This window comes from Streptomyces rapamycinicus NRRL 5491 (assembly GCF_024298965.1).
GTDB classification, from domain to species: domain Bacteria; phylum Actinomycetota; class Actinomycetes; order Streptomycetales; family Streptomycetaceae; genus Streptomyces; species Streptomyces rapamycinicus.
In genome coordinates this window covers 8579258-8604606 of record NZ_CP085193.1, presented here as the reverse complement: position 1 = coordinate 8604606, position 25349 = coordinate 8579258, and the positions used below count along the sequence as shown (strand labels likewise).

The 25349-nt window shown below is 71.9% G+C and carries 22 protein-coding genes; 11 read left to right on the top strand and 11 right to left on the bottom strand.

Annotated features, from left to right (window positions below):
* Positions 1 to 34 precede the first annotated feature (34 nt).
* From LIV37_RS36095 to ctaC, 3 genes are read right to left on the bottom strand one after another with little or no spacing between them, the layout of a single operon-like run.
* Positions 35 to 433 (bottom strand): cytochrome c oxidase subunit 4, encoded by a 399-nt coding sequence (locus tag LIV37_RS36095; protein WP_020872005.1) that lies wholly within the window; start codon positions 431 to 433, stop codon positions 35 to 37.
* Positions 430 to 2169 (bottom strand): aa3-type cytochrome oxidase subunit I, encoded by a 1740-nt coding sequence (gene ctaD, locus LIV37_RS36090; protein ID WP_020872004.1) that lies wholly within the window; start codon positions 2167 to 2169, stop codon positions 430 to 432. The genes LIV37_RS36095 and ctaD overlap by 4 nt, the downstream gene beginning before the upstream one ends.
* The gene (ctaC, locus tag LIV37_RS36085; protein ID WP_020872003.1) at positions 2166 to 3128 is read right to left on the bottom strand and encodes an aa3-type cytochrome oxidase subunit II; all 963 of its coding nucleotides are present in this window, start codon (positions 3126 to 3128) and stop codon (positions 2166 to 2168) included. The genes ctaD and ctaC overlap by 4 nt, the downstream gene beginning before the upstream one ends.
* Before the next feature lie 384 nt (positions 3129 to 3512).
* Between ctaC and LIV37_RS36080 the strand changes: the two genes are divergently transcribed.
* Entirely contained in the window at positions 3513 to 4916 is a 1404-nt protein-coding gene (locus tag LIV37_RS36080; protein WP_020872002.1) for a cysteine desulfurase/sulfurtransferase TusA family protein, read from the top strand.
* Between the two features lie 126 nt (positions 4917 to 5042).
* Here the strand turns inward: LIV37_RS36080 and LIV37_RS36075 are convergent, their stop codons facing one another.
* On the bottom strand, positions 5043 to 6017 hold the full coding sequence (locus LIV37_RS36075; RefSeq protein ID WP_020872001.1) for a carbohydrate kinase family protein: 975 nt from the start codon (positions 6015 to 6017) through the stop codon (positions 5043 to 5045).
* Between the two features lie 171 nt (positions 6018 to 6188).
* On the opposite strand from LIV37_RS36075, the gene LIV37_RS36070 reads away from it, so the two are divergent.
* Entirely contained in the window at positions 6189 to 6416 is a 228-nt protein-coding gene (locus LIV37_RS36070; protein ID WP_020872000.1) for a hypothetical protein, read from the top strand.
* A gap of 91 nt (positions 6417 to 6507) precedes the next feature.
* Positions 6508 to 7980 (top strand): hypothetical protein, encoded by a 1473-nt coding sequence (locus LIV37_RS36065; RefSeq protein ID WP_020871999.1) that lies wholly within the window; start codon positions 6508 to 6510, stop codon positions 7978 to 7980.
* Positions 7981 to 8067: 87 nt separating this feature from the next.
* Here the strand turns inward: LIV37_RS36065 and LIV37_RS36060 are convergent, their stop codons facing one another.
* Entirely contained in the window at positions 8068 to 8421 is a 354-nt protein-coding gene (locus LIV37_RS36060; protein ID WP_020871998.1) for a HesB/IscA family protein, read from the bottom strand.
* Positions 8422 to 8649: 228 nt separating this feature from the next.
* Between LIV37_RS36060 and nadA the strand changes: the two genes are divergently transcribed.
* A complete protein-coding gene (gene nadA / locus LIV37_RS36055; protein WP_020871997.1) occupies positions 8650 to 9837 on the top strand; it encodes a quinolinate synthase NadA in 1188 nt (395 codons plus the stop codon).
* Between the two features lie 260 nt (positions 9838 to 10097).
* Here the strand turns inward: nadA and LIV37_RS36050 are convergent, their stop codons facing one another.
* The 4 genes from LIV37_RS36050 to LIV37_RS36035 form a co-directional block, all read right to left on the bottom strand.
* Positions 10098 to 10775: a response regulator transcription factor gene (locus tag LIV37_RS36050; RefSeq protein ID WP_020871996.1), complete on the bottom strand. Its 678-nt coding sequence runs from the start codon at positions 10773 to 10775 to the stop codon at positions 10098 to 10100.
* Positions 10772 to 12064: a sensor histidine kinase gene (locus LIV37_RS36045; RefSeq protein WP_121824100.1), complete on the bottom strand. Its 1293-nt coding sequence runs from the start codon at positions 12062 to 12064 to the stop codon at positions 10772 to 10774. Before LIV37_RS36045 ends, LIV37_RS36050 begins: the two co-directional genes overlap by 4 nt.
* A gap of 104 nt (positions 12065 to 12168) precedes the next feature.
* Complete coding sequence (gene pspAA, locus LIV37_RS36040) at positions 12169 to 12447, bottom strand: PspA-associated protein PspAA (protein ID WP_020871994.1); 279 nt, start codon at positions 12445 to 12447, stop codon at positions 12169 to 12171.
* A gap of 40 nt (positions 12448 to 12487) precedes the next feature.
* A complete protein-coding gene (locus tag LIV37_RS36035) occupies positions 12488 to 13273 on the bottom strand; it encodes a PspA/IM30 family protein (protein WP_185058022.1) in 786 nt (261 codons plus the stop codon).
* A 249-nt stretch (positions 13274 to 13522) separates the two neighbouring features.
* Between LIV37_RS36035 and LIV37_RS36030 the strand changes: the two genes are divergently transcribed.
* Both LIV37_RS36030 and LIV37_RS36025 read left to right on the top strand, forming a co-directional pair.
* Entirely contained in the window at positions 13523 to 14119 is a 597-nt protein-coding gene (locus tag LIV37_RS36030; protein ID WP_121825066.1) for a DUF3043 domain-containing protein, read from the top strand.
* A gap of 59 nt (positions 14120 to 14178) precedes the next feature.
* Complete coding sequence (locus tag LIV37_RS36025) at positions 14179 to 14913, top strand: class I SAM-dependent methyltransferase (protein WP_121825067.1); 735 nt, start codon at positions 14179 to 14181, stop codon at positions 14911 to 14913.
* Positions 14914 to 15064: 151 nt separating this feature from the next.
* On the opposite strand, the gene LIV37_RS36020 is transcribed toward LIV37_RS36025, so the two are convergent.
* On the bottom strand, positions 15065 to 15268 hold the full coding sequence (locus LIV37_RS36020) for a hypothetical protein (RefSeq protein ID WP_020871990.1): 204 nt from the start codon (positions 15266 to 15268) through the stop codon (positions 15065 to 15067).
* Between the two features lie 140 nt (positions 15269 to 15408).
* Between LIV37_RS36020 and LIV37_RS36015 the strand changes: the two genes are divergently transcribed.
* Together LIV37_RS36015 and cobT are read left to right on the top strand one after the other, a co-directional pair.
* Positions 15409 to 16608, top strand: coding sequence for a bifunctional adenosylcobinamide kinase/adenosylcobinamide-phosphate guanylyltransferase (locus tag LIV37_RS36015; RefSeq protein ID WP_020871989.1), 1200 nt, complete (start codon positions 15409 to 15411; stop codon positions 16606 to 16608).
* A gap of 893 nt (positions 16609 to 17501) precedes the next feature.
* Complete coding sequence (cobT, locus tag LIV37_RS36010) at positions 17502 to 18551, top strand: nicotinate-nucleotide--dimethylbenzimidazole phosphoribosyltransferase (RefSeq protein ID WP_020871988.1); 1050 nt, start codon at positions 17502 to 17504, stop codon at positions 18549 to 18551.
* A gap of 253 nt (positions 18552 to 18804) precedes the next feature.
* Here the strand turns inward: cobT and LIV37_RS36005 are convergent, their stop codons facing one another.
* Positions 18805 to 19770 (bottom strand): adenosylcobinamide-GDP ribazoletransferase, encoded by a 966-nt coding sequence (locus LIV37_RS36005; RefSeq protein WP_020871987.1) that lies wholly within the window; start codon positions 19768 to 19770, stop codon positions 18805 to 18807.
* A 232-nt stretch (positions 19771 to 20002) separates the two neighbouring features.
* Between LIV37_RS36005 and LIV37_RS36000 the strand changes: the two genes are divergently transcribed.
* The 3 genes from LIV37_RS36000 to sucB all read left to right on the top strand — a co-directional run bounded on the left by LIV37_RS36000 (position 20003) and on the right by sucB (position 25287).
* The gene (locus LIV37_RS36000) at positions 20003 to 21535 is read left to right on the top strand and encodes a leucyl aminopeptidase (protein WP_020871986.1); all 1533 of its coding nucleotides are present in this window, start codon (positions 20003 to 20005) and stop codon (positions 21533 to 21535) included.
* Between the two features lie 560 nt (positions 21536 to 22095).
* Complete coding sequence (gene lpdA, locus LIV37_RS35995) at positions 22096 to 23484, top strand: dihydrolipoyl dehydrogenase (protein ID WP_020871985.1); 1389 nt, start codon at positions 22096 to 22098, stop codon at positions 23482 to 23484.
* Between the two features lie 51 nt (positions 23485 to 23535).
* On the top strand, positions 23536 to 25287 hold the full coding sequence (gene sucB / locus LIV37_RS35990) for a 2-oxoglutarate dehydrogenase, E2 component, dihydrolipoamide succinyltransferase (protein WP_121824101.1): 1752 nt from the start codon (positions 23536 to 23538) through the stop codon (positions 25285 to 25287).
* The last annotated feature ends 62 nt before the right edge of the window (positions 25288 to 25349 follow it).

Below are 25349 nucleotides of genomic sequence, written 5' to 3'. Positions count from 1 at the left end.
GTGTCCGGGCCCCGCTCGTATCAGCCGGTCAGGGCTACTGGTTGGCGTTCTCGCCGCGGTAGTACTCGAAGACCCAGCCGAAGAGGCCGATCATGATGATCGGGGCCGAGAAGAAGAGCAGCCACCAGCCGAAGACCACGCCCAGGAAGGCCAGGGCGCCACCGACGGCCAGGGAGAGCGGCTGCCAGCTGTGCGGGGAGAAGAATCCCAGCTCGCCGGCGTCGTCCGCGACATCCGCGTCCTTGTTGTCCTGCGCACCGACATCCACCCGGCGGGCCGTGAAGGCCAGGTAGTAGCCGATCATGATGCTCAGCGCGAAGGCGAGGAAGAGCGCGGTGGTGCCGGCCGGCTCCTTCGACCACACGCCATAGACGACCGCCGTGGCGAGGATGAAGACGGAGAGCCAGATGAACATCCGGCCTTGGACCTTCACTTGCTGGCCTCCTTACCACCCGCGAGGGCCTTGTCATCGTCAGGCGCACCGTGGTTCTCGAGCTGGTCGAGCGCCGCGATCTCCGGGTGGTGCAGGTCGAACGCCGGGGATTCGGAGCGGATCCGCGGGAGGGTGAGGAAGTTGTGCCGCGGGGGCGGGCAGGAGGTCGCCCACTCCAGCGAACGGCCGTAGCCCCAGGGGTCGTCGACCTCGACCTTCTTGCCGTACTTGGCGGTCTTCCAGACGTTGTAGAGGAACGGCAGGATCGACAGGCCCAGCAGGAAGGAGCTGATGGTCGAGATGGTGTTCAGCGTGGTGATGCCGTCGGCCGCCAGGTAGTCGGCGTACCGGCGGGGCATGCCCTCGGCGCCCAGCCAGTGCTGCACCAGGAAGGTGCCGTGGAAGCCCACGAACAGCGTCCAGAAGGTGATCTTGCCGAGCCGCTCGTCCAGCATCTTGCCGGTCATCTTCGGCCACCAGAAGTGGAATCCGGCGAACATCGCGAAGACCACGGTGCCGAAGACCACGTAGTGGAAGTGGGCCACCACGAAGTACGAGTCGGAGACGTGGAAGTCCATCGGCGGCGACGCCAGGATCACACCGGTCAGACCACCGAAGGTGAAGGTGATCAGGAAGCCGACCGCCCAGAGCATCGGGGTCTCGAAGCTCAGCGACCCCTTCCACATCGTGCCGATCCAGTTGAAGAACTTGATACCGGTCGGCACCGCGATGAGGAACGTCATGAACGAGAAGAACGGCAGTAGCACTCCGCCGGTGACATACATGTGGTGGGCCCACACCGTCACCGAGAGACCGGCGATCGAAATGGTCGCGGCGATCAGGGAGATGTAACCGAACATCGGCTTCCGGGAGAAGACCGGAATGACCTCGGAGATGATGCCGAAGAACGGCAGCGCGATGATGTACACCTCTGGATGGCCGAAGAACCAGAAGAGGTGTTGCCAGAGCAACGCTCCGCCATTGGCCGCGTCGAAGACATGCGCCCCGAATTTTCGGTCCGCCTCCAGGGCGAACAGCGCGGCGGCCAGCACCGGGAAGGCGAGCAGGACCAGCACCGCGGTCAGCAGCACGTTCCAGGTGAAGATCGGCATCCGGAACATCGTCATGCCCGGAGCGCGCATGCAGATGATCGTGGTGATGAAGTTGACCGCACCGAGGATCGTGCCGAAGCCGGAGAAGGCCAGACCCATGATCCACATGTCCGCGCCGATACCCGGCGAACGGACCGCGTCCGACAGCGGGGAGTAGGCGAACCAGCCGAAGTCGGCCGCGCCCTGCGGAGTCAGGAATCCGCCCACCGCGATCAGCGAACCGAAGAGGTACAGCCAGTACGCGAACATGTTCAGCCGCGGGAACGCCACATCGGGCGCACCGATCTGCAGCGGCATGATCCAGTTCGTGAAGCCCGCGAACAGCGGGGTGGCGAACATCAGCAGCATGATCGTGCCATGCATGGTGAACGCCTGGTTGAACTGCTCGTTCGACATGATCTGCGTACCCGGACGGGCCAGCTCGGCGCGCATGAAGAGCGCCATCAGGCCGCCGATGCAGAAGAACGCGAACGACGTGACGAGGTAGAGCGTGCCGATCGTCTTGTGGTCAGTGGTGGTCAGCCACTTGACGACGACATTGCCCGGCTGCTTCCGACGTACCGGCGCTTCCCGCTCTTGCGAGGCGGTGGTGCCGGCACCCTGGGGTTCGTTGAGGATGCTCACGATGTCCTGGTCTCCGCGTTCTTGGCGGCGTCCGTCTGCTCAATGCCCGCCGGGATGTAGCCGGTCTGGCCCTTCTTCGCCAGCTCCTTGAGGTGCTGCTGGTAACGCTCCGGCGACACGACCTTGACGTTGAAGAGCATCCGGGAGTGGTCGACGCCGCACAGCTCGGCGCACTTGCCCTTGAAGGTGCCCTCGCGGTTCGGAGTGACCTCGAAGCGGTTGGTGTGACCCGGGATGACGTCCATCTTCATCAGGAAGGGGACCACCCAGAACGAGTGGATGACATCGCGGGACGTCAGGATGAACTGGACGGACTCGCCCTTCGGCAGCCACAGGGTCGGACCCGGGTTGCCGGTCTGCGGGTTCCGCTCACCGGGCGTGCCCGCCTCGTAGACGCCCTCGGCGCCCTTGGGGACCGCCTTCAGCATGCGCTGGGGGATCGCGGAGATCTCCTTGGCTTCCTGCTTGGGCGTGGCGGTGGACCCGTCCACGTTCTCCATGTAGTTGAAGCCCCAGCTCCACTGGTAGCCCACCACGTTGACCACGTGGTCGGGCTTCTTGGAGGTCTTGAGGAGCGCGTTCTCATCGCGTGCGGTGAAGTAGAACAGCACCGAGACGATGATGATCGGGACCACGGTGTACAGCGCCTCGATCGGCATGTTGTACCGGGTCTGCGCGGGAACCTCGATCTTGGTCCTGCTGCGACGGTGGAAGATGACCGCCCAGATGATCAGGCCCCAGACCAGGACGCCCGTGGCGAGCGCCGCCGCCCACGAGCCCTGCCACAGGGAGAGGATCCGCGGCGCCTCCTCCGTGACGGGGGTAGGCATTCCGAGGCGGGGGAAGTCCTTTGATGTGCAACCGGTGGCGGTCGCCAGGACCAAGCCCGCGGCCAGCGCCTGCAGCAGCTTCCGCCGCACCGGGCGCCGCGACGAGCGGTCGGAGCCGTTGGGACTCACGTAGCGCCTTCCCGAGAGTCTCGCCCGCGCGGTCCGCCGCGGCCGTCTGTCTGGTCGGTCGCCGGCCCGGTGCGGGCAGGGGTTTGGATGTTTATGCGGACCAAACCCTACTGGACGCCATTTGGGGTCGCGCGGGGAGGGTGCCCAACGCGCCGGGGCGCTCCACGAAGGGGTGGAATCCCGGGCTCCGGCGGCCTGTTCCGGCCGGGCGCGGCCTGGGTTCCGGCCCCGGTCCGGGCCCGGCTCAGGGCAGGTGCGACCCTGGTTCCGGGGACGGTGCGATCCCGGTCCCGGGGACGGTGCGATCCCGACTCCGGTCCCGGTGCGATCCCAGACGGGGCCGTACCCGTCCGTTCGTCGGTCGTGGCGACTAGCGTTCCATACGTGCCCTACTTCGACGCGGCCTCATCCGCTCCTCTCCACCCCGTCGCCCGGCAGGCGCTCCTCGCCGCGCTCGACGAGGGGTGGGCCGACCCCTCGCGCCTCTACCGGGAGGGGCGGCGGGCCCGGCTGCTGCTGGACGCCGCGCGGGAGGCGGCCGCCGAGGCCGTGGGGTGCCGCCCGGACGAGCTCGTCTTCACCCCTTCGGGGACCCGAGCGGTGCACGACGGCATCGCGGGGGCGCTCGCGGGACGGCGTCGCGCCGGTCACCATCTGATCGTCTCCGCCGTGGAGCACTCCTCGGTGCTGCACGCGGCGGCCGCGCACGAGGCGGACGGCGGCACGGTCACCGAGGTCCCGGTGGACCGTACGGGACGGGTCGCGCCGGGTGCGTACGCGGCGGCCCTGCGGGAGGCCCCGGGCGGGGTGGCGCTGGCCTGTCTGCAGTCCGCCAACCATGAGGTCGGCACGCTTCAGCCGGTGGCCGAGGCCGCCGAGGAGTGCGCGGCGGCGGACGTACCGCTGCTGGTGGACGCGGCGCAGTCGCTCGGCTGGGGCCCCACGGAGGGCAATTGGTCGCTTCTGACCGCAAGTGCCCATAAATGGGGCGGCCCTGCGGGGGTGGGGCTGCTCGCGGTGCGCAAGGGGGTGCGCTTCCGTACCGTCCAGCCCGCCGACGAGCGGGAGTCGGGCCGCTCCCCCGGGTTCGAGAACCTCCCCGCCATCGTCGCCGCGGCCGCCTCGCTGCGGGCCGTCCGGGCGGAGGGCGTCGCCGAGGCGGAGCGGCTGCGGGGGCTGGTGGAGCGGATCCGGGCACGGGTGCCGGAGCTGGTGCCGGACGTCGAGGTGGTCGGCGACCCGGAGCGGCGGCTGCCGCATCTGGTGACCTTCTCCTGTCTCTATGTCGACGGAGAGGCGCTCCTCCATGAGCTGGACCGCGCGGAGTTCTCGGTCTCGTCCGGCTCCTCCTGCACCTCCTCCACGCTGACCCCGAGCCATGTGCTGCGGGCCATGGGGGTGCTGTCCGAGGGCAATGTGCGGGTCTCGCTCCCACGCGGTACGGCCGGGGCGGACGTGGACCGGTTCCTGGAGGCGCTGCCGGGGGTGGTGGCGGGCGTACGGGAGCGCCTGGGCGCGCCGAAACCGGCCGAAGCCGCCGCCGGCCCGGCCCCCGAGCCCGAACCCGAGCTGGTGGTCGACTCGCTCGGCAAGCGGTGCCCGATCCCGGTGATCGAGCTGGCCAAGGTGATCGGCGAGGTGCCGGTGGGCGGGGTGGTGACGGTCCTGGCCGACGACGAGGCGGCCCGGCTGGACATCCCGGCCTGGTGCGAGATGCGCGGCCAGACCTACGAGGGCGAGCGCCCGGCCGAGCGGGGCGTGGCGTACCGGGTGCGCCGCCGCGCGTAGGCGTTGTCCGGCGGGTTGTGACGCCTGCGGCGGGCTGGGGCTCCGCCCCAGACCCCGCTCCTCAAACGCCGGAGGGGCTGGAAGGTGGCGCCCAGGGGGCAATGGCCCCCCGGGCGTCCCGCGGGTTCAGGGGAGGTGGGCCGCGATCTCGCCCGCCGCGTCATGGCCGTACGCCTTGGCGAAGCGCTCCATGAAGTGGCCGCGGCGCAGCTCGTACTCCTGCGTGCCGACCGTCTCGATCACCAGCGTCGCCAGCATGCAGCCCACCTGGGCGGCCCGCTCCAGCGGGAGGTTCCAGGACAGGCCGGAGAGGAAGCCCGCGCGGAAGGCGTCGCCGACGCCGGTCGGGTCGGCCTTCTGTTCCTCCTCCGGGCAGCCGACGACCACGGGCTCCTCGCCCTCGCGGTCGATCCGCACGCCCTGCGCGCCGAGCGTGGTGACGCGGGTGCCGACCTTGGCGAGGATCTGGTCCGCGGTCCAGCCGGTCTTGGTCTCGATCAGCGCGGCCTCGTACTCATTGGTGAAGAGGTACTCCGCGCCGCCGATCAGCAGCCGGATGTCCTCCCCGCCCATGCGGGCGAGCTGCTGGGAGGGGTCGGCGGCGAAGGCGATGCCGCGCGAGCGGCACTCCTCGGTGTGGCGGACCATGGCTTCCGGGTCGTCCGCGCTGATCAGCACCAGGTCGAGGCCGCCGACGCGCTCCGCGACCGGCTGGAGCTCGATCTGGCGGGCCTCGCTCATGGCGCCGGTGTAGAAGGACGCGATCTGGTTGTGGTCGGCGTCGGTGGTGCAGACGAACCGCGCGGTGTGCTGGACCTCGGAGATATGGACGGACGCGGTGTCCACACCGTGCCGGTCCAGCCAGGCGCGGTAGTCGGCGAAGTCCTCGCCGGCCGCGCCGACCAGGATCGGGCGCAGACCCAGCACGCCCATGCCGAAACAGATGTTGGGGCCGACTCCGCCGCGGCGGACGTCGAGGGTGTCGACAAGGAAGGAGAGTGAGACCGTATGCAGCTGATCGGCGACCAGCTGATCGGCGAAACGGCCGGGGAAGGACATCAGATGGTCGGTGGCGATGGAGCCGGTTACGGCGATACGCACTGAGTCGCTCCTGCGGGGCGGAGAGATCGGACGCTTCACGCTATCTGTTCGGCCCGGTCCATACGAACGGAAGAAACTACCCAATAGTAGGTCTTTTTTCGCCGAGACCAGCTGAATACGGTGCGTGGACACGGGGGACGCGTCGGCGAAAGACAAGGACCGGGAGGCATCATGCCCCAGCACCTCACCCCCGCGTTTCCCGCCACCGGGGCCATCGAGCCCGAATATCTGGAGGAGCTGCGCGGCGACGGCGCGCGGATGGCGCCGCACTGGACGGTCACCGTATCGGCCGCTCCCACCAGGCCCGTTTCCCCGGTCGCCGCCTCCCGCATCCGGGGGATCACAGTGCCCGCCACCTCGGCCGATCTGCTGGCCGGCATGTCCGATTACGGCGATTGAAGGAACCGGCCGCGCCCCGGCTCCGTCTCATCGGCATCTCCTCGCGAGGGATGGGACCGTAGAACGTGAGCGGAGCCGAAGGAGCGAAACGGTGAGCACCGAGGACACCGACACCCCGCAGACCCCCGACGACGACACTTCCCGTGCACGCCGGCGTTCGCCGCTGGCCGTCGTTTCGGTGGCGGCAGCGGTGCTGGTCGCCGGTGGTGGCGGCGCCTACTGGGCCTCCACCGCGGCGGACGGCGGCACCCGGGGTCCGGGCGCGTCGGGCGAGGACGGAGCGCCGAAACCCCTCGCATTGGACGCCTACGCCTCCCCGGGCGGAGAGCGGGGCGGGAACGAGGGCATCGCGCCCGGTGAGCCCGACCCGCGCGGCGGCCGCTATGTGGTGACGGGCAAGCTGCCGGACGGGCCCGACGAGGCCCCGGTCTATCTGACCGACCCGAAGGTCACCAAGGCCGATGTGGCACGGCTGGCGAAGGCCCTGGACGTCTCCGGCAGCCCCCGCGCCGACCACGGGTACTGGAAGGTGGGCGGCACCCCGGACGCGAGCGGCCCGACGCTGCGGGTGAGCCGGACCGGGCCGGGCAGCTGGTCCTACTCCCGTTACGGGGCGCCGGGCGACACCTCCTGCGTCCACCCGGACGGGAAGAAGGCGCCCCAGAGCACCCGGACCGACAAGGGCGACGGGGCGGACAAGCCCGACAAGAGCTGCCCCACCTACCGCGACGGCGACAAGCGCGGTGACAACGGCGCCGCCGAGGGCCGCGACAAGGCCGTCTCCGAGGAGAAGGCCCAGAGCGCCGCCGAGCCGGTGCTCAAGGCGCTCGGGCTGTCGGACGCCAAGCTGGACGCGAGCGGCCTCTACGGCGCCGTGCGGATGGTGAACGCGGACCCGAAGGTGGGCGATCTGCCCACCTACGGCTGGGGCACCAATCTGCAGGTCGGCGCCGACGGCCAGCTGGTCGGCGGCAGCGGGACACTGTCGAAGCCCAAGGAGGACGACAGCTATCCGGTGCTCGGCGCGGAGCAGGCGCTGCAGCGGCTGAACTCGACGTCGGGCAGGAGCGACGGCCCCTCGGGCAAGGTGAGCGTGCGCAAGGTGACGTTCGGCCTCGCCTCGCACATGGTGGACGGCCGACGGGCGCTGGTGCCGTCGTGGATCTTCGAGACCAAGCCGACCGGGACCAACCGGGTGGCGGTCACCCTCCCCTACCCCGCGGTGAAGCCGGAGTTCATCAAGAAGGCGAAGGAGCCGGGCCACTCCCCCTCGCCGGGCAAGGGGGACGGCACCTCCAAGCCGGATCACCTCACCTCGTACAGCGTGGACGGCAAGGCCCTGACGCTGCGCTTCTGGGGCGGGGTCTGCAACACCTACTCGGTCTCCGCGAAGGAGACCTCCGACAAGGTGACGCTGGACCTCGAGAGCAAGCCGAAGCATCCGGGGCGGGCCTGCATCCTGATCGCCAAGCAGCTGGAGCGGAAGGTGACGCTGAAGGAGCCACTGGACGGCCGGAAGGTCGTGGACGGGTCCACCGGTGAGACGGTGCCGCTGCGGAAGTGAGCGAACAGCTCAGGACAGCCGGAAGGGGGCGGGCCCACTGGGCCCGCCCCCTTCCGTCACGCTGTCTGCTCCGCCGCGCCCGGGGGCTCAGCTGAAGGAGTCGCCGCAGGCGCAGGAGCCCGTGGCGTTCGGGTTGTCGATGGTGAAGCCCTGCTTCTCGATGGTGTCGACGAAGTCGATCGAGGCACCGCCCAGGTACGGGGCGCTCATGCGGTCGGTCACGACCTTCACGCCGCCGAAGTCCTTGACGACGTCGCCGTCGAGCGAGCGCTCGTCGAAGAAGAGCTGGTAGCGCAGGCCGGAGCAGCCGCCGGGCTGGACGGCGACGCGCAGCGCGAGGTCGTCGCGGCCCTCCTGCTCCAGCAGGCTCTTGACCTTCGACGCGGCGGCGTCGGACAGGATGATGCCCTCGCTCGCGGTGGTCTCGTCCTGAACGGTCATCTGCTTCTCTCCCGGGTCGTACGGACTGCTTGCCGATGGCACAAACCAACGGCGTCCCGGATTCATTCCGGGCCCAAGCGCCTGTCTCCTGTTGCCCTTCATGCTCGCATACGGGCGGACACACTGGAATGCGTCACATAGACACAATGCCTCTCGTCAACGTGACGTGAAGCGGCTATGATAGATAGCGTCATTCTGACGATTAGGGTTCCCAGCGAAGAAAGAAGGGTGCGTGACGTGACCACCGCCCAGCCCCTCGACGTGCAGCCGACCCCGCTCGCTCTGCTGCTTCTCGGCCGGGAGGCCGACCCCCGGAGCGAGCGCGGCGTGGAGTGTCCGGGAGACCTCCCGGCGCCCTCCGACCCGGATCTGGTGGCACGCGCCCGCGCGGCCAAGGAGAAGCTCGGGGACAAGGTCTTCGTGCTCGGCCACCACTACCAGCGCGACGAGGTCATCGAGTTCGCTGATGTCACCGGAGACTCCTTCAAGCTCGCCCGGGACGCGGCCGCGCGGCCGGACGCGGAGTACATCGTCTTCTGCGGTGTGCACTTCATGGCCGAGTCCGCCGACATCCTCACAGGCGACGCCCAGCAGGTCGTCCTCCCCGATCTGGCGGCCGGCTGCTCGATGGCCGACATGGCCACGGCCGAGCAGGTCGCCGAGTGCTGGGAGGTGCTCACCGAGGCCGGTGTGGCGGATGCGACGGTGCCCGTCTCGTACATGAACTCCTCCGCCGACATCAAGGCGTTCACCGGTCGCCACGGCGGCACCATCTGCACCTCCTCCAATGCCCGGCGGGCGCTGGAGTGGGCGTTCCAGCAGGGCCAGAAGGTGCTGTTCCTGCCCGATCAGCACCTGGGGCGCAATACGGCGGTCCGCGACATGGGCATGTCGCTGGAGGACTGCGTCGTCTACAACCCGCACAAGCCGAACGGCGGGCTCACCCCCGAGCAGCTGCGCGCCGCCACGATGATCCTCTGGCGCGGCCACTGCTCGGTGCACGGCCGCTTCTCACTGGACTCGGTCAACGATGTGCGCGAGCGCATACCGGGTGTGAACGTGCTGGTGCACCCCGAATGCAAGCACGAGGTCGTGGCGGCGGCCGACTACGTGGGCTCGACCGAGTACATCATCAAGGCCCTGGAGGCCGCCCCCGCCGGTTCGAAGTGGGCGATCGGCACCGAGCTGAACCTCGTACGGCGCCTGGCCAATCGTTTCGCCGACCAGGACAAGGAGATCGTCTTCCTCGACAAGACGGTCTGCTTCTGCTCGACCATGAACCGGATCGACCTGCCGCATCTGGTGTGGGCGCTGGAGTCGCTGGTGGCCGGCAAGGTGATCAACCGCATCCAGGTCGACAAGGAGACCGAGCACTTCGCCAAGCTGGCGCTGGAGCGGATGTTGGCGCTGCCATAGGCGGCGTCGTCCGGCGATGGGGCGGGGCGCACGATCGTGACGCCTGCGGCGGGCTGGTCCCCTACCCGCCCCTTCCCGACACCTGACGATATGCGGCTCCGCCGCGTGGGGGGCTCCGCCCCAGACCCCGGGGGCCAGTGCCGTCGATCATCTGCGGCACCATCGTGGCTGGTCGCGCAGTTCCCCGCGCCCCTTCGGGGGCTGGGGCGGAGCCCCAGTTGTGGGAAGGGGCGGGGAGGGGAAAGGTCCGGCGGACAGCCCTACGCGCCCGCGCGGACCAGCCCCGTCTCGTAGGCGATCACCACCAGCTGGGCGCGGTCGCGGGCGCTCAGCTTGGCCATCGCGCGGTTGACATGCGTCTTGACCGTGAGCGGGCTGACCTCCAGCCGGGCGGCGATCTCGTCGTTGGACAGCCCGCCGCCCACCTGGACCAGGACCTCCCGCTCGCGCACGGTCAGGGCGTCCAGCCGTGAGGCGTCATAGGCGCCCTGGTCGCCGCTCCCGTCGCCCTGGGCAAGGAAGCGGGCGATCAGCCCCTTGGTCGCGGCCGGGGACAGCAGCGCCTCGCCCGCCGCCGCGATACGGATCGCCGCGAGCAGTTCATCGGGTTCGGCGCCCTTGCCGAGGAAGCCGCTGGCCCCCGCCCGCAGCGAGTCCACTACGTACTCGTCCACCTCGAAGGTCGTCAGCATGACCACCCGGACGTCCTTGAGCTGCGGGTCTTCGGTGATCATGCGGGTGGCGGCCAGCCCGTCCGTACCGGGCATCCGGATGTCCATCAGGACGACGTCGGCGCCCCGGGCCCGGGCGATGTCCACCGCCTCCGCCCCGTCGGACGCCTCGCCCACCACCTCCATGTCCGGTTCGGAGTCCACCAGGACGCGGAACGCGCTGCGCAGCAGCGCCTGATCGTCCGCCAGCAGCACCCTGATCGTCATGAGTCCCCTCCCCTACGCGGCTGCAGGGGAAGTCTCACCCGCACCCGGAAACCGCCCTCGGGCAGGGCTCCCGCCTCGCAGCTGCCGCGCAGCGCGGTCACCCGCTCGCGCATCCCCAGCAGGCCGTGTCCGCCGCCGGGCTCCGTCCCGTCCGCCCGGGGTTGCCCGGACCCGTCCGCGCCGTCCGGCGCCTCCTCGGGGCCCTCGGTCCGCGTCCCCGCCCCGTCGTCCTCGACCGTGACCTCCAGCGCGTCCGCGACCCGGGCGATGCGGATCTCGGCCGTGGCCCCGGGCCCGGCGTGCTTGTGCACATTGGTCAGCGCCTCCTGGACCACCCGGTAGGCCGTGAGGTCCACCGAGCCCGGCAGCGGACCCAGCTCCTCCGGTGGCTCCGCCCGGACCCGGACCCGCATCCCGGCCCGTACGAAGCCGTCCACGAGCTGGTCCAGCACGGTGAGGCCGGGGGCCGGTTCGGTGGGGGCGGCCGGGTCGCCGTACTGCCGCAGCAGGCCGACCGTGGCCCGCAGCTCCTCCAGCGCCGAGCGGCTCGCCTGCCGTACGTGCGCGAGCGCCTCCTTGGCCTGGTCCGGGCGGTTGTCCATGACATGGGAGGCGACCCCGGCCTGGACGTTGACCAGCGCGATGTGATGCGCCACGACATCGTGCAGCTCACGGGCGATCCGCAGCCGCTCCTCGGCGACCCGGCGGCGCGCCTCCTCCTCGCGGGTGCGCTCGGCGCGGACCGCCCGCTCCTCGATGGCGGCCACATAGGCGCGCCGGCTGCGCACCGCGTCGCCGGCGGCCGCGGCCAGCCCGGTCCACGCGAACAGACCCCAATTCTCCTGTGAGTACCAGGGGTTGAGCGCGAAGAGCATCCCGGCGCCGGTGAGCAGCACGGCCGTGGCGGCGCCGACCCGCCAGGTGGTGGGGCGGTCGGTGCGGGCCGCCACGGTGTAGAGCGCCACCACGACCCCGAACACGATCGAGGTGCGCGGCGGGCCCACGTCATTGGTGACGAGCTCGGTGAGGGTGAGGGCGACGTTGAAGGCGAGCACCCCGCGGGGCAGATCGCGGCGGAGCACCAGTGAGGCGGCCGCGAGGACGGCCAGCAGCACGAAGAAGGCGCCCAGCGACTGGTCGCGCATGCGCGGGCCGGCCACCGCGCCGATCAGGATCAGCGCGAGGACCCCCAGCGCCACCAGGGTGTCCAGGGCACGGGGGTGGGCGCACAGCCAGCGGTGCGGACGGGCCAGGCCCGGCCCGACGGCGAGGGGAGTCACGGAATCCAACGGTAAGGGCCGCGGGGAGCCGCCCGGCTTCGCGGGCGGCCCGTACCCGGCCGGTGAAGGGAGGTACGACCTGTGCTGGAGTGTGGATCCGGGAGCGCGCCGCACTAGCCCGGAATGAGGCCGTCGTCCTTGAGCATGGCCTTGACTTCCTCGAGGGTCGCGTCGGCGGCGGGGAGGATCAGTTCGGACGGCTGGAGCGCGTCGTCGGGCAGGGGCTCACCGGCCGAGCGCACCGCGTCCAGCAGCGCGCCCAGGGTCCTCCGGAAGCCCTCGTGATCACCGCCCTCGATCTCCGCGAGCAGCTCGTCGTCCAGCCTGTTCAGTCCGGGCAGATGGCTCTCGGCCACCAGCACCTGGCCCTCCCCCATGATCCGCACGATCATGACGACCTCCTTGGAGACCTCGCCCAGGCGGGGGCGCGGGCTACTGCTTGTCGAACTTGTGCTGGGTCCGGGACTGCTGGGACTCGTCCGTCTTGCCGCCCTCGATCGCCTGCTGCGGGCTGCCGCCGGCCAGCTCGGCCTTCATCCGCTGAAGCTCCAGCTCCACGTCCGTACCGCCGGAGATCCGGTCCAGCTCGGCCGCGATGTCGTCCTTGGCCATACCGGACTGGTCGTCCAGGGCGCCGGAGGCCAGCAGCTCGTCGATCGCGCCCGCGCGCGCCTGGAGCTGCGCCGTCTTGTCCTCGGCACGCTGGATCGCCATGCCGACGTCGCCCATCTCCTCGGAGATGCCGGAGAACGCCTCGCCGATGCGGGTCTGGGCCTGGGCCGCGGTGTAGGTGGCCTTGATGGTCTCCTTGCGCGTACGGAAGGCGTCGACCTTGGCCTGGAGCCGCTGGGCGGCCAGGGTCAGCTTCTCCTCCTCGCCCTGGAGCGTCTGGTGCTGGGTCTCCAGGTCGGTGACCTGCTGCTGCAGCGCGGCGCGGCGGGACAGCGCCTCGCGGGCCAGGTCCTCCCGGCCGAGCGCGAGCGCCTTGCGGCCCTGGTCCTCCAGCTTGGTGGACTGGCCCTGCAACTGGTTGAGCTGCAGCTCCAGGCGCTTGCGCGAGGTCGCCACGTCGGCGACACCGCGGCGCACCTTCTGGAGCAGCTCCAGCTGCTTCTGGTACGAGTAGTCAAGGGTTTCGCGCGGGTCCTCGGCCCGGTCCAGGGCCTTGTTGGCTTTCGCGCGGAAGATCATCCCCATACGCTTCATGACACCGCTCATGGGCCTCGCGCGCCCCCTTCTGACGGACGTGTGACTCCGGCACTCCAACAGACCCAGCCTACGGGGCCTGCTTCCATTACCGCACTGTTCGAGCCCGCCCGCGCTCCTCCGCAGGGACGATCAGACGGTCGGAGCCTCCGGCGCAAGGAGGAGTGCGCCCCCTGTGTCCCGATTAGGGCGGGACTCCGTTGCCTGATCGTTCCCCCAGAGGCTGGGGCGCACACCCCGCAACCCGTACCCTTGGGCTTTGTGTTCCGAAGCCGTTCCAAGGATGAGCAGGCCGCTACCACCAAGGTGACCGCGGACCAGCCGCAGCAGACCCGTGACCCGCAGGCGCCCAAGGGCCGCCCCACTCCCAAGCGGAGCGAGGCCCAGTCGCAGCGCCGTAGCCTGGCGAAGACGCCGGCCAACCGTAAGGACGCCACGAAGCGTGCGCGCGAGGCCCGCCGCGCCGATCTGGCCAAGCAGCGCCAGGCGCTGGCCGGGGGTGACGAGCGGTATCTGCCGGCCCGTGACAAGGGTCCGGTGCGGCGGTTCGCCCGTGACTACGTGGACTCGCGGTTCTCCGTCGCCGAGTACTTCCTGCCGCTCGCGGTGGTCATCCTGGTCCTGAGCATGGTCCGGGCCGGCGCCATGCAGAGCTATGTGCTGCTGGTGTGGATGGTGGTCATCGTCCTCATCGTGGTCAACTCCCTCGTCCTCGGCGTCCAGCTCAAGCGGCAGCTGCGCAAGCGCTTCCCCGACGAGAATCTGCGCGGCGCGGTGGCGTACGCCCTGATGCGCACCCTCCAGATGCGCCGACTGCGGCTGCCCAAGCCGCAGGTCAAGCGCGGAGAGCGGCCCTGAGCGGCCAACCCTCCGGCTTCACCGGCGGGGCGGCCGGCTGGCTGGGCCACCTCGGGGGCCTGCGGAACACCGTCCGGCAGGCGCTGGTCGCCCATCAGCTCGATGAGCAGATCACCGCGCGCTTCCCGGTGGGGCAGCGGCTGCGGATCCTCGACGTGGGCGTCGGCCAGGGCACCCAGGCCCTGCGGCTGGCCCGCGCGGGCCATGAGGTGACCGGGCTGGAGTCCGACGCCACCATGCTGGAGGCGGCCCGCACCGCGCTCGCCGACGAGCCCGAGGGCATCCGAAGACGTGTGCGGCTGCTCGAGGGCGACGGCCGGGAGACCGGGGCACACTTCCTGCCGGGCACCTTCGATGTGGTGCTGTGCCACGGCGTGCTGATGTACGTGCCCGAACCGGATCCGCTGCTCGCCGGGCTGGCCCGGGTGCTGGCCCCCGGCGGTCTGCTCTCGCTGCTGGTGCGCAACGGTGACGCGCTGGCGATGCGGCCCGGTCTGGCCGGGGACTTCGACACCGCGCTGGCCGCCTTCGACTCCCCCTCGTACACCAACCGGATCGGGCTGCCGGTGCGCGCCGACCGGCGCGAGGAGCTGACCGAGACCCTCACCGCGATCGGCGCGCCGCTGCGCGCCTGGTACGGCGTGCGGGTCTTCACCGACCTCGCCCCGGACGACGCGGAGCCGCCGGGCTCCCCGGAGTGGGAGCGGCTGCTGACGGCCGAGGAGCGGGCCGGCCGCACGGATCCCTACCGGGCGGTGGCGGCGCTGCTGCACCTGTGCGGGGTGCGCGGCTGATCAGGGGCCGCTGATCCGGGGCCGGGGTGGGGTGACGGTCGGGACCGCCACCCCGCGCTTTTGTCTGTTCGGCTCTGTCTGTTCGGCCTTGTCCGTTCGGCTTTGCCTGTTCGGCCTTTGCCTATTCGGCCTTTGCCTGTTCGGCCTTTGCCTATTCGGCGCGCAGGCTCATCGGGCCGTAGATCTTCTTACCGTCCTCGAAGAGCGTCACCTGCTCCGCGCCTCCCTCGAGGAGCTCCCGCCACTCCTCGCCGATCCACGACTCCGCGTCCCCCTGGGTCGGGAACTCCTCCGGCTGCACCGCGGGCTTCGTCTCCGCCCCGTCGGACTTCTCGAACCGCCATGTCCACGCCATTCCAGCCTCCTCCATCCCGCCGACCCACGGGTGATACCCGCCGGTCCACAGCTGATGTCTGCCCGCAGCCTAGGTGACTGATCACTCCGTACGGGGTGGCCCCGCGCGACCCGTGGGAACGGACGCGAGACGATCGGGGCGTGGAACTCACTCTTCTGGGCACCGGGGCCCCCGACGGGCTGCCGCGCCACGGCTGTCCCTGCGCCGCCTGTGCCGCCGCCGTCGGCGAGGAGGCACGGGCCGCAACCTCGCTGCTGATCGACGGCGCGCTGCTGATCGATCTCACCCCGGGGGCCGCCTTCGCCGCCGCGCGGGCCGGGTACTCGCTGGTGGGCGTCCGCCAGGTGCTGCTCTCCCATCCGCACGCGGGTCCGGCCGTCGAGTTCCCGGCCGGGCTGCCGGCGCCGGGGCGGGTGCCGGACGGCCGCGCGCTGTCCCTGATCAGCGGCCACCGGGTACGGGCGGTCGCGCTGGACTCCCCCGGTACCGGCTACGAGGTCACCGGGCCCGACGGCACCCGGCTGCTGTACCTCCCGCCGGGCGCGGCCGCCGCCGGACTCCCGAACCCGGCCGAGCCGTACGACATGGTGCTGCTCGACGTACTGGGCCGCCCCGACGCGCTGGCCGCCCTGCGCTCCTCGGGCGCCGTGGGCGCCACCACCGATGTCCTGGCCGTCCATCTCGACCACACCACCCCGCCCGGCCGGGAGCTGCACCGCCGCCTCGCCACGGTGGGCGCGCGGGCGGTGCCGGACGGGCAGACGCTGATCGTCGGCGAGTACCACGCGGTGCCGGACCTGCCGCGCCGCACGCTGGTGCTGGGCGGCGCCCGGTCCGGCAAGTCCCTCGAGGCGGAACGGCGGCTGGCCGCGTTCCCCGACGTCCTGTACGTCGCGACGGGCGGCACCCGTGAGGGCGACCCCGAGTGGGCCGCCCGCGTCGCCGCCCACCGCGACCGCCGCCCCGGCTCCTGGCGCACCACCGAGAGCTGCGACCTGCCCCCGTTGCTCGCCGAGGACGGCCCACCGCTGCTCATCGACTGCCTGGCGCTGTGGCTCACCGACGCGATGGACTCCGTGAGCGCCTGGGACGACGAGAAGTGGGCACACGGCGGCGAACGCGCCCTCCACGAACGGGTCTCCGCCCTCGTCACGGCGGTCCGCGCCACGACCCGTACGGTCGTCGCGGTGAGCAACGAGGTCGGCGCGGGCATCGTCCCCGCGACCGCCTCCGGCCGCCGCTTCCGCGACGAACTGGGCCGTCTGAACGCGGCGTTCGCCGAGGAGTGCGAGCAGGTGCTGTTGGTGGTGGCGGGTCAGCCCTTGCCGCTGCGCGGCTGATCGCGAGGCCTGGACGCTGGGCGCGCCTGGACGCTGGGCGCGCCTGGACGCTGGGCGCGCCTGGACGCTGGGCGCGCCTGGGCGCTTGGCGTGCCTGGGCGTGCGGGGGTGTGCGGGGGCGTGCGGGGGCGTGCCTGGGCGTGCGGGGTTGCTCGGTTCGGTTGGGTGCGGCTTTCGTCTCGCGCCTTCGGCGCAATTGAGCAGCGGGGCAGGGGGTGGGGGGCGCGGCGCCGCCGCCGGGCGCCGGGTCGGCGGAGGCGAGCGCCGGTGGCGGCCTCCCGCTTCGGCGGCCGAGGTCCCTCCGGACTGCGGGCCGGTGGTCCCAGGGCGGCCCCTCCGGGTACCCCTCTCGAAAACACTTGATCTGGCGCAACTAATTTGTCAAACGTTTTCGCAGCGGATACCCCGCCCCCCGGCGACCCGGCGGCGGGCGACCTGGCGGCCCAGCGCCCGGCAGCCCGGGAGCCCCGCAGCCCAGCAGTCCGGCAGTCCGGCAGCCCCGCCAGCCCCGCAGCCCGGCAAGGGTCCCAGCCCCCGTAGGCCCGAGCCGCTACGGTCCCCGCGACCCACCGGCCCGGCGCCCGGCGACGCGGCCCTCGCCCCCCACCCCCTCCCCCGCTGCTCAATTGCGCCGAAGGCGCGAGACGGCGGCGCGGGCAGCCGAGCCGAGTAGGCCGACGCGGACCCCGGCCGTGCCCCGGCCGTGCCCCGGCCGTGCCCCGGCCCGTTGCCCGCGCAGGGGCCGCGCAGGGGCCGCGCAGGGGCCGCGCAGGGGCCGCGCAGGGGCCGCGCAGGGGCCGCGCAGGGGCCGCGCAGGGGCCGCGCAGGGGCCGCGCAGGGCTCAACGGGCGGACGCCGTACCGGTTCCCGGGGCGCCCGGTAGGGTTCGGCAGGTGAGTGCTCTCAATCTCGATGACTTCGTCGACCTGATCGAGCGCCCCGACGGGGGCATCCGGCGTGACGCCGAGGAGCGCCGCGAGCGGCTCGCGTTGCCGCCGGGCGCGCTCGGGCGGCTGGACGAATTGGGCGAGTGGCTGGCCGCCGCTCAGCAGCGGGTGCCGGTCAAGCCCATCGAGCAGCCCCGCGTCGTCCTCTTCGCGGGCGACCACGGCGTCTCCGACCTCGGCGTCTCCGCCCGCCCCGCCAGGAGCACCCGCCGTCTGGTCCGCGCCGTGCTCGACGGCGAGAGCCCGGCCGCCATCCTCGCCGCCCGGCTCGGCACGCCCGTCCGCGTCATCGACATGTCGCTGGACTGCGACCCCGAGGACCTCCCCGAAGACGTCACCCGCCACCGCGTACGCCGCGGGTCCGGCCGGATCGACGTCGAGGACGCGCTCACCCCGGACGAGGCCGAGCGGGCCTTCCGCACCGGGATGGCCATCGCCGACGAGGAGGCGGACTCCGGCACGGACCTCCTCGTCCTCGGCGACCTCAGCGTCGGCGGCACGACCGCCGCGGCCACGCTCATCGCCGCGCTGTGCGGTACGGACGCGTCCGTGGTCACCGGCCGCGGCGGGGCCGCCATCGACGACCTCGCCTGGATGCGCAAGTGCGCCGCCATCCGCGACGGGCTGCGCCGCGCCCGCCCCGTGCTCGGCGATCAGCTCCAGCTGCTGGCCACCGTCGGCGGCGCCGACCTCGCCGCGATCACCGGCTTCCTGCTGCAGAGCGCCGTACGTCACACTCCGGTGATCCTCGACGGCGTCGTCTCGGCTGCCTGCGCGCTGGTCGCCCAGCGGGTGGCGTTCCGCGCCCCGGACTGGTGGCTGGCCGGTCAGGCCAGCGGCGAACCGGGCCAGGAGAAGGCCCTCGACCGCATCGCCCTCACCCCGCTGCTCGACCACGGCGTCACGATCGGCGAGGGCACGGGCGCGCTGCTCGCCCTGCCGCTCGTGCAGGCGGCCGCGGCCCTGCACGCGGAACTCCCGGAGCGCGACGGCTAAGGGCCGGCCCTACGGGGTGCCCGCCGCGTGGCAGGGGCTTCGCCCCCGGCCCCGGGGTCTGAGGCGGAGCCCCGCCTTCCAGCCCCTCCGGCGATTGAGGAGCCGGGTCTGGGGCGGAGCCCCCCGCGCGGCGGAGCCGCATATCGTCAGGTGTCGGGAAGGGGCGGGGAGGGGGAAGCATCGATATGCGGCTCCGCCGCGTGGCCGCCGCAGGCGCCACGACCCGCCGAACACCTCTCAGCCGACCAGCCGATCAGCCGAAGGTCAGGACCACCAGGGCGGTGGTGGCGGCCGTTTCCGCCAGCGCGCCGAAGACATCGCCGGTCACCCCGCCGAGCCGGCGGCGGCAGTGGTGCAGCAGGAGTTCGGCGGCCGCCAGGGCGGCCAGGGCCGCGAAGGCGTTACGGACGACGGCGTACGGGCCGAACGGGACGGCCACCACCGCGCAGCCCACCACCGTCACCGCCGCCACGACACCGGCGGAACGCCACGGCACACTGCCCGCGACCGCCGCGCCCAGCCCCTCCGGGCGCGCCGCCGGAACCCCCACGCGGGCCGCGAGCGTCAGGGCGCAGCGCGCGGCGACACCGGCCACGGCCGCCCCGACCGCGCCGTGCGCCCAGTCCTGCCCGTAGAGCTCGGCCAGGGCCGCCACCTGCCCGAGCAGGACGAACAGCAGCGTGATCACGCCGAACGGCCCGATGTCCGACCGCTTCATCACGCGCAGCGCGTCCTCGGCGGGCTTGCCGCTGCCGAGCCCGTCCGCGGTGTCGGCGAGCCCGTCGAGGTGGAGGCCGCGGGTCAGTACGGCGGGTATCGCGGCGGTGGCCACGGCCGCGAGCAGCGGGCCGCCGCCCAGGAACAGCAGCACCCCGCCCACCGCGGCCGCGCACAGCCCCACGGTCAGCCCGGCCAGCGGAGCGCACAGCATCCCCGTGTGCGCCGCCTCCCGGTCCCATCGCGTGCCCCGTACGGGCAACACCGTGAGCGTGCCGAACGCGAAGCGGAGCCCGTCGCCCCAGGGGGCACGCGGAGCGTGCGCGGGCGGCGGGTCGTAGTCGGGCCGCGGCGGATGCTCCGGCCGGTCGGGCTGCCGCTCCGCGCCCTCAGAGGACTCGGAGCGCTCAGGGCTCTCCGGCCGCTCGGGCCCGGGCTCGGCCTCCGGCGGGCGTGCGGACGGCTGCGATTGCGGCTGCGGCGGCTCCGGCGTGGTGTCCATCGCGCGGAAGGCTATCCCGGTCACCCGTAGCGGGTAAGCCCCAGGGCACGCCCCTGTGGAGCCCTGAGTGCCAAGGCGCGCCCCGGCGCCCGGCTCTTCCGGCCGGGGCCGCCTCCCGGCGGTGGCCGGGGGAGAACTGAGCCCTGATTAGGGCCTGGGCATACGATGCGGAGGGGCGCGGCCTACCAATCCATGACGGCCGACGAAATACCGGAAGAGGGACCCGACCACTGTGACTGCTCTGACTCTCAGCACCTCGTCCGCCGCGGCACTGCGCGCGGACGCCGTCGTCGTCGGTGTGGCGAAGGGGCCCAAGGGCCCTGTCGTCGCTGTCGGCGCCGAGGCCGTGGACAAGGCGTTCGGCGGGAAGCTGGCCGCCGTCCTGGAGACGCTCGGCGCGACCGGCGCCGAGGGCGAGGTGACCAAACTGCCCGCCGCGTCCGGCCTCAAGGCCCCAGTCGTGCTGGCGGTCGGGCTGGGCGAGGTCCCGGCCAAGGGCGACGGTTATGACGCCGAGACGCTGCGCCGGGCCGCGGGCGCGGCCGCCCGCGCGCTGTCCGGTTCGAAGAAGGGCGCGTTCGCGCTGCCGATCGAGGACCCGGCCGCCGCCACCGCCGTGGCCGAGGGCGCGCTGCTCGGGGCGTACACGTACGACAAGGGCAACGGCAACGGCGGTAACGCCAAGGACAAGGACAAGAAGAAGAACGGGCCGCTCGCCGAGGTCGCCCTCGTCGGCGGCAAGCCGCGCGACAAGGCGTACAAGGCGGCCGTGGAGCGCGCCGGCGCCGTCGTCGCGGAGGTCAACCGCGCCCGTGACCTGATCAACACCCCGTCCAACCTGCTCAACCCGGCCGCCTTCGCGGCCGAGGCGGTCGCGGCCGCCAAGGAGCACGGCCTCAAGACCGAGGTGCTGGACGAGAAGGCGCTCAAGAAGGGCGGGTACGGCGGCATCCTCGGCGTCGGCCAGGGCTCGGATGCCCCGCCGCGGCTGGTCCGGATCGCGTACACCCACCCCAAGGCCGAGAAGACGCTCGCCCTGGTGGGCAAGGGCATCACCTACGACTCGGGCGGCATCTCCCTCAAGCCGGCCGGTCACAACGAGACGATGAAGTGCGACATGAGCGGTGCCGCCGCCGTGTTCGCCGCGATCGTCGCCGCCGCGAAGCTGGGCCTGCGGGTCAATCTGACTGGCTGGCTGGCGCTCGCCGAGAACATGCCGTCGGGTTCGGCCACCCGCCCCGGCGATGTGCTGTCGATGTACGGCGGCAAGACCGTCGAGGTGCTGAACACCGACGCCGAGGGCCGGCTGGTGCTCGCCGACGCGATCACCCGGGCCGGTGAGGAGAAGCCGGACGCGATCGTGGACGTGGCGACGCTGACCGGGGCGATGGTCTTCGCGCTGGGCAACCGCACGTTCGGGATCATGACGAACGACGAGGCGTTCCGCACCGCGCTGCACGAGGTCGCGGAGGAGGCCGGTGAGCCGTCGTGGCCGATGCCGCTGCCCGACCACCTCCGCAAGGGCATCGACTCGCCGGTCGCCGATCTGGCGAACATGGGCGAGCGCATGGGTGGCGGTCTGGTGGCCGGCATCTTCCTGAAGGAGTTCGTGGCGGACGGGATCACCTGGGGCCACCTGGACATCGCGGGTCCGGCCTTCAACGAGTCCGGTCCGTTCGGCTACACCCCCAAGGGCGGCACGGGCACCGCGGTCCGCACCCTGGTGCGGCTGGCCGAGCGCACCGCCGACGGCGACCTCGGCTGAGCCCAGACCCAGAAACCGCGAGGCCCGGAGGAGTGTCCGGCGGTACGCGTACGCCTGCGGCGGGCTGCTCCCCTCCCCGCCCCTTCCCACAACTGGGGCTCCGCCCCAGACCCCAAGGTCCAGGGGCGAAGCCCCTGCCACGCGGCGGAGCCGCATCTCGATGCCACGGGAAGGGGCGGGGAGGGGACAGCGTCGATATGCGGCTCCGCCGCGTGATCCGCCGGACACCCACGTGAGCCCGCGACACAGCGGCATGTCGCGGCAACGCATCGCGACCGTATGAGACGCCGCCGCCATAGGCCGAAAGTCCCGTCGATTTCGCCCTCAACGAAATCGACGGGGCTTCGCGTTCCGGATACGCAGCGGTAACCCCTGAACTGGGGTCTGGAGATTTCTCACACAGCGGCCCCGCGTCCCGCCTCCTCCCAACAAGTGCGAAGATGTTGTCCCGGCAGGACAGGGCCCCCGACACCAGGGCCGACGTAAGAAGCGGCCGAACACACGCCGCCGCCCGGCCGACCAACGGCCGGCCCCGGCGCACCATGCATGGAGGACGTGACGTGGCGAACGACGCCAGCACCGTTTTCGACCTAGTGATCCTCGGAGGCGGTAGCGGCGGTTACGCCGCTGCCCTGCGCGCGGCGCAGCTGGGTCTGGACGTCGCCCTGATCGAGAAGGACAAGCTGGGCGGCACCTGTCTGCACCGTGGCTGCATCCCCACCAAGGCGCTGCTGCACGCCGGTGAACTCGCCGACCAGGCCCGCGAGGGCTCGGAATTCGGTGTGAAGACCACCTTCGAGGGCATCGACATCGAGGGTGTGCACAAGTACAAGGACGGCGTGGTCTCGGGCCTGTACAAGGGTCTGCAGGGCCTGATCGCGTCCCGCAAGGTCACCTATGTGACGGGTGAGGGCCGGCTGTCCTCCCCGACCTCCGTCGATGTGAACGGCGAGCGTTACACCGGCCGCCACATCCTGCTGGCCACCGGTTCGGTGCCGAAGTCCCTGCCCGGCCTGGAGATCGACGGCAACCGCGTCATCTCCTCCGACCACGCGCTGGTGCTCGACCGCGTGCCGAAGTCCGCGATCGTGCTGGGCGGCGGCGTCATCGGCGTCGAGTTCGCCTCCGCGTGGAAGTCCTTCGGGGCCGACATCACCATCGTCGAGGCGCTTCCCCACCTCGTCCCGGTCGAGGACGAGAACAGCTCCAAGCTGCTGGAGCGCGCCTTCCGCAAGCGCGGCATCAACTTCTCCCTCGGCTCCCGCTTCTCGGGCGTGGAGTACACCGCCGACGGCGTCAAGGTCTCGCTGGAGAACGGCAAGACCTTCGAGGCCGAGCTGCTGCTGGTGGCCGTGGGCCGCGGCCCGGTCTCGCAGGGGCTGGGCTACGAGGAGGCCGGGGTCGCCATGGACCGCGGCTATGTCCTCGTCGACGAGTACATGCGGACCAACGTGCCGACCATCTCCGCCGTCGGCGACCTGGTCCCCACCCTCCAGCTGGCCCACGTCGGCTTCGCCGAGGGCATGCTGGTGGCCGAGCGGCTGGCCGGTCTGAGCCCGGTGCCGGTCGACTACGACGGCGTGCCGCGGGTGACCTACTGCCACCCCGAGGTCGCCTCCGTCGGCATCACCGAGGCCAAGGCCAAGGAGCTGTACGGTGCGGACAAGGTCGTCGCCCTGAAGTACAACCTCGCGGGCAACGGCAAGAGCAAGATCCTCAAGACCGCGGGCGAAATCAAGCTCGTGCAGGTACGGGACGGTGCCGTCGTCGGCGTCCACATGGTCGGTGACCGGATGGGCGAGCAGGTCGGCGAGGCTCAGCTGATCTACAACTGGGAGGCGCTGCCTGCCGAGGTCGCGCAGCTCGTCCACGCCCACCCGACCCAGAACGAGGCGCTCGGCGAGGCCCACCTGGCCCTGGCCGGCAAGCCGCTGCACTCCCACGACTGACTCATCCCGAGCGCGAACCATCCAAAGATCGTTAAGGAGCAACCGAACACCATGGCGGTTTCCGTAACCCTGCCGGCGCTCGGCGAGAGCGTGACCGAGGGCACCGTCACCCGCTGGCTCAAGGCCGAAGGTGAGCGCGTCGAGGCCGACGAGCCCCTGCTCGAGGTGTCGACCGACAAGGTCGACACCGAGATCCCGGCCCCCTCGGCCGGTGTGCTGACGTCCATCAAGGTGGCCGAGGACGAGACGGTCGAGGTCGGCGCCGAGCTGGCCGTCATCGACGACGGCGGCGCGGCCCCGGCCGAAGCCCCCGCCCCCGCGGCCGAGCCCGCTCCGGCGGCTCAGCCCGAGCCCGCCCCGGCGCCCGCCGCCGAGGCCCCCGCCCCCGCTCCTGCCGCCGCGGCTCCGGCCGGTGGCGCCGAGGGCACCGATGTGATCCTTCCCGCGCTCGGCGAGAGCGTGACCGAGGGCACCGTGACCCGCTGGCTCAAGGAGGTCGGCGAGTCCGTCGAGGCCGATGAGCCGCTGCTCGAGGTCTCCACCGACAAGGTCGACACCGAGATCCCGGCCCCGGTCGCGGGCACCCTGCTGGAGATCCTGGTCGGCGAGGACGAGACCGCCGAGGTCGGCGCCAAGCTGGCCGTGATCGGCGCCGCCGGTGCCGCTCCGGCCGCCGCGCCCGCCGAGGCCCCGGCCGCCCCCGCCCCGGCTCCCGAGCCGGTCCAGGAGGCCCCGGCGCCCGCCCCGGCCCCGCAGGCCCCGAGCGCCCCGGCGCCGCAGGCCGTCACCCCGGAGCCGGTCGCCCCCGAGCCGGCCCCGGCCGCTCCGGTGCCCGCCCCGGCTCCGGCCGCCACCATCCCGGCTCCCGCGGCCCCCGAGGCCGAGGGCGCCTACGTCACCCCGCTGGTGCGCAAGCTCGCCGCCGAGAACAACGTGGACCTGTCCACGGTCAAGGGCACCGGCGTCGGCGGCCGCATCCGCAAGCAGGACGTCATCGCCGCCGCGGAGGCCGCCAAGGCCGCCCAGGCCCAGGCGCCGGCCGCCGCCGCGCCGAAGGCCGCCCCGCAGGAGGTGTCCCCGCTGCGCGGCCAGACCATCAAGATGCCGCGGATGCGCAAGGTCATCGGCGACAACATGATGAAGGCCCTGCACAGCCAGGCCCAGCTCACCAGCGTGGTCGAGGTGGACGTCACCAAGGTCATGCGGCTGCGCGCCCGGGCCAAGGAGGCGTTCGCCCAGCGCGAGGGCGTCAAGCTCTCGCCGATGCCGTTCTTCGTGAAGGCCGCCGTCCAGGCGCTGAAGGCCCACCCGGCCATCAACGCCCGGATCAACGAGGACGACAACACCATCACGTACTTCGACGTGGAGAACGTCGGGATCGCGGTGGACGCCGAGAAGGGCCTGATGACCCCGGTCATCAAGAACGCCGGCGACCTCAACATCGCCGGTCTGTCCAAGAAGACGGCGGAGCTGGCGGGCAAGGTCCGCTCCAACAAGATCACCCCGGACGAGGTGTCCGGCGCCACCTTCACGATCAGCAACACCGGCTCGCGCGGTGCGCTGTTCGACACGATCATCGTGCCCCCGAACCAGGTCGCCATCCTGGGCATCGGCGCGACCGTCAAGCGCCCGGTGGTCATCGACCACCCGGAGCTGGGCGAGACCATCGCGGTGCGCGACATGACGTACGTGGCGCTCTCCTACGACCACCGCCTGGTGGACGGTGCCGACGCGGCCCGCTACCTGACGGCCGTCAAGGAGATCCTGGAGGCCGGCGAGTTCGAGGTGGACCTCGGGCTCTGATCCGCGCCTCGGTTTCCCTGCCGCGCCCCGCACGGGCTTCCCGTGCGGGGCGCGGTTTTCAT

Bases quoted from the DNA above. Each gene is read 5' to 3' on its own strand.
- sucB (WP_121824101.1), top strand. From the start codon at position 23,536: ATGGCGGTTTCCGTAACCCTGCCGGCGCTCGGCGAGAGCGTGACCGAG.
- LIV37_RS36035 (WP_185058022.1), bottom strand. From the start codon at position 13,273: ATGAGCGGTGTCATGAAGCGTATGGGGATGATCTTCCGCGCGAAAGCC.
- LIV37_RS36020 (WP_020871990.1), bottom strand. From the start codon at position 15,268: ATGGCGTGGACATGGCGGTTCGAGAAGTCCGACGGGGCGGAGACGAAG.
- LIV37_RS36060 (WP_020871998.1), bottom strand. From the start codon at position 8,421: ATGACCGTTCAGGACGAGACCACCGCGAGCGAGGGCATCATCCTGTCC.
- pspAA (WP_020871994.1), bottom strand. From the start codon at position 12,447: ATGATCGTGCGGATCATGGGGGAGGGCCAGGTGCTGGTGGCCGAGAGC.
- LIV37_RS36050 (WP_020871996.1), bottom strand. From the start codon at position 10,775: ATGACGATCAGGGTGCTGCTGGCGGACGATCAGGCGCTGCTGCGCAGC.
- LIV37_RS36070 (WP_020872000.1), top strand. From the start codon at position 6,189: ATGCCCCAGCACCTCACCCCCGCGTTTCCCGCCACCGGGGCCATCGAG.
- LIV37_RS36005 (WP_020871987.1), bottom strand. From the start codon at position 19,770: ATGGACACCACGCCGGAGCCGCCGCAGCCGCAATCGCAGCCGTCCGCA.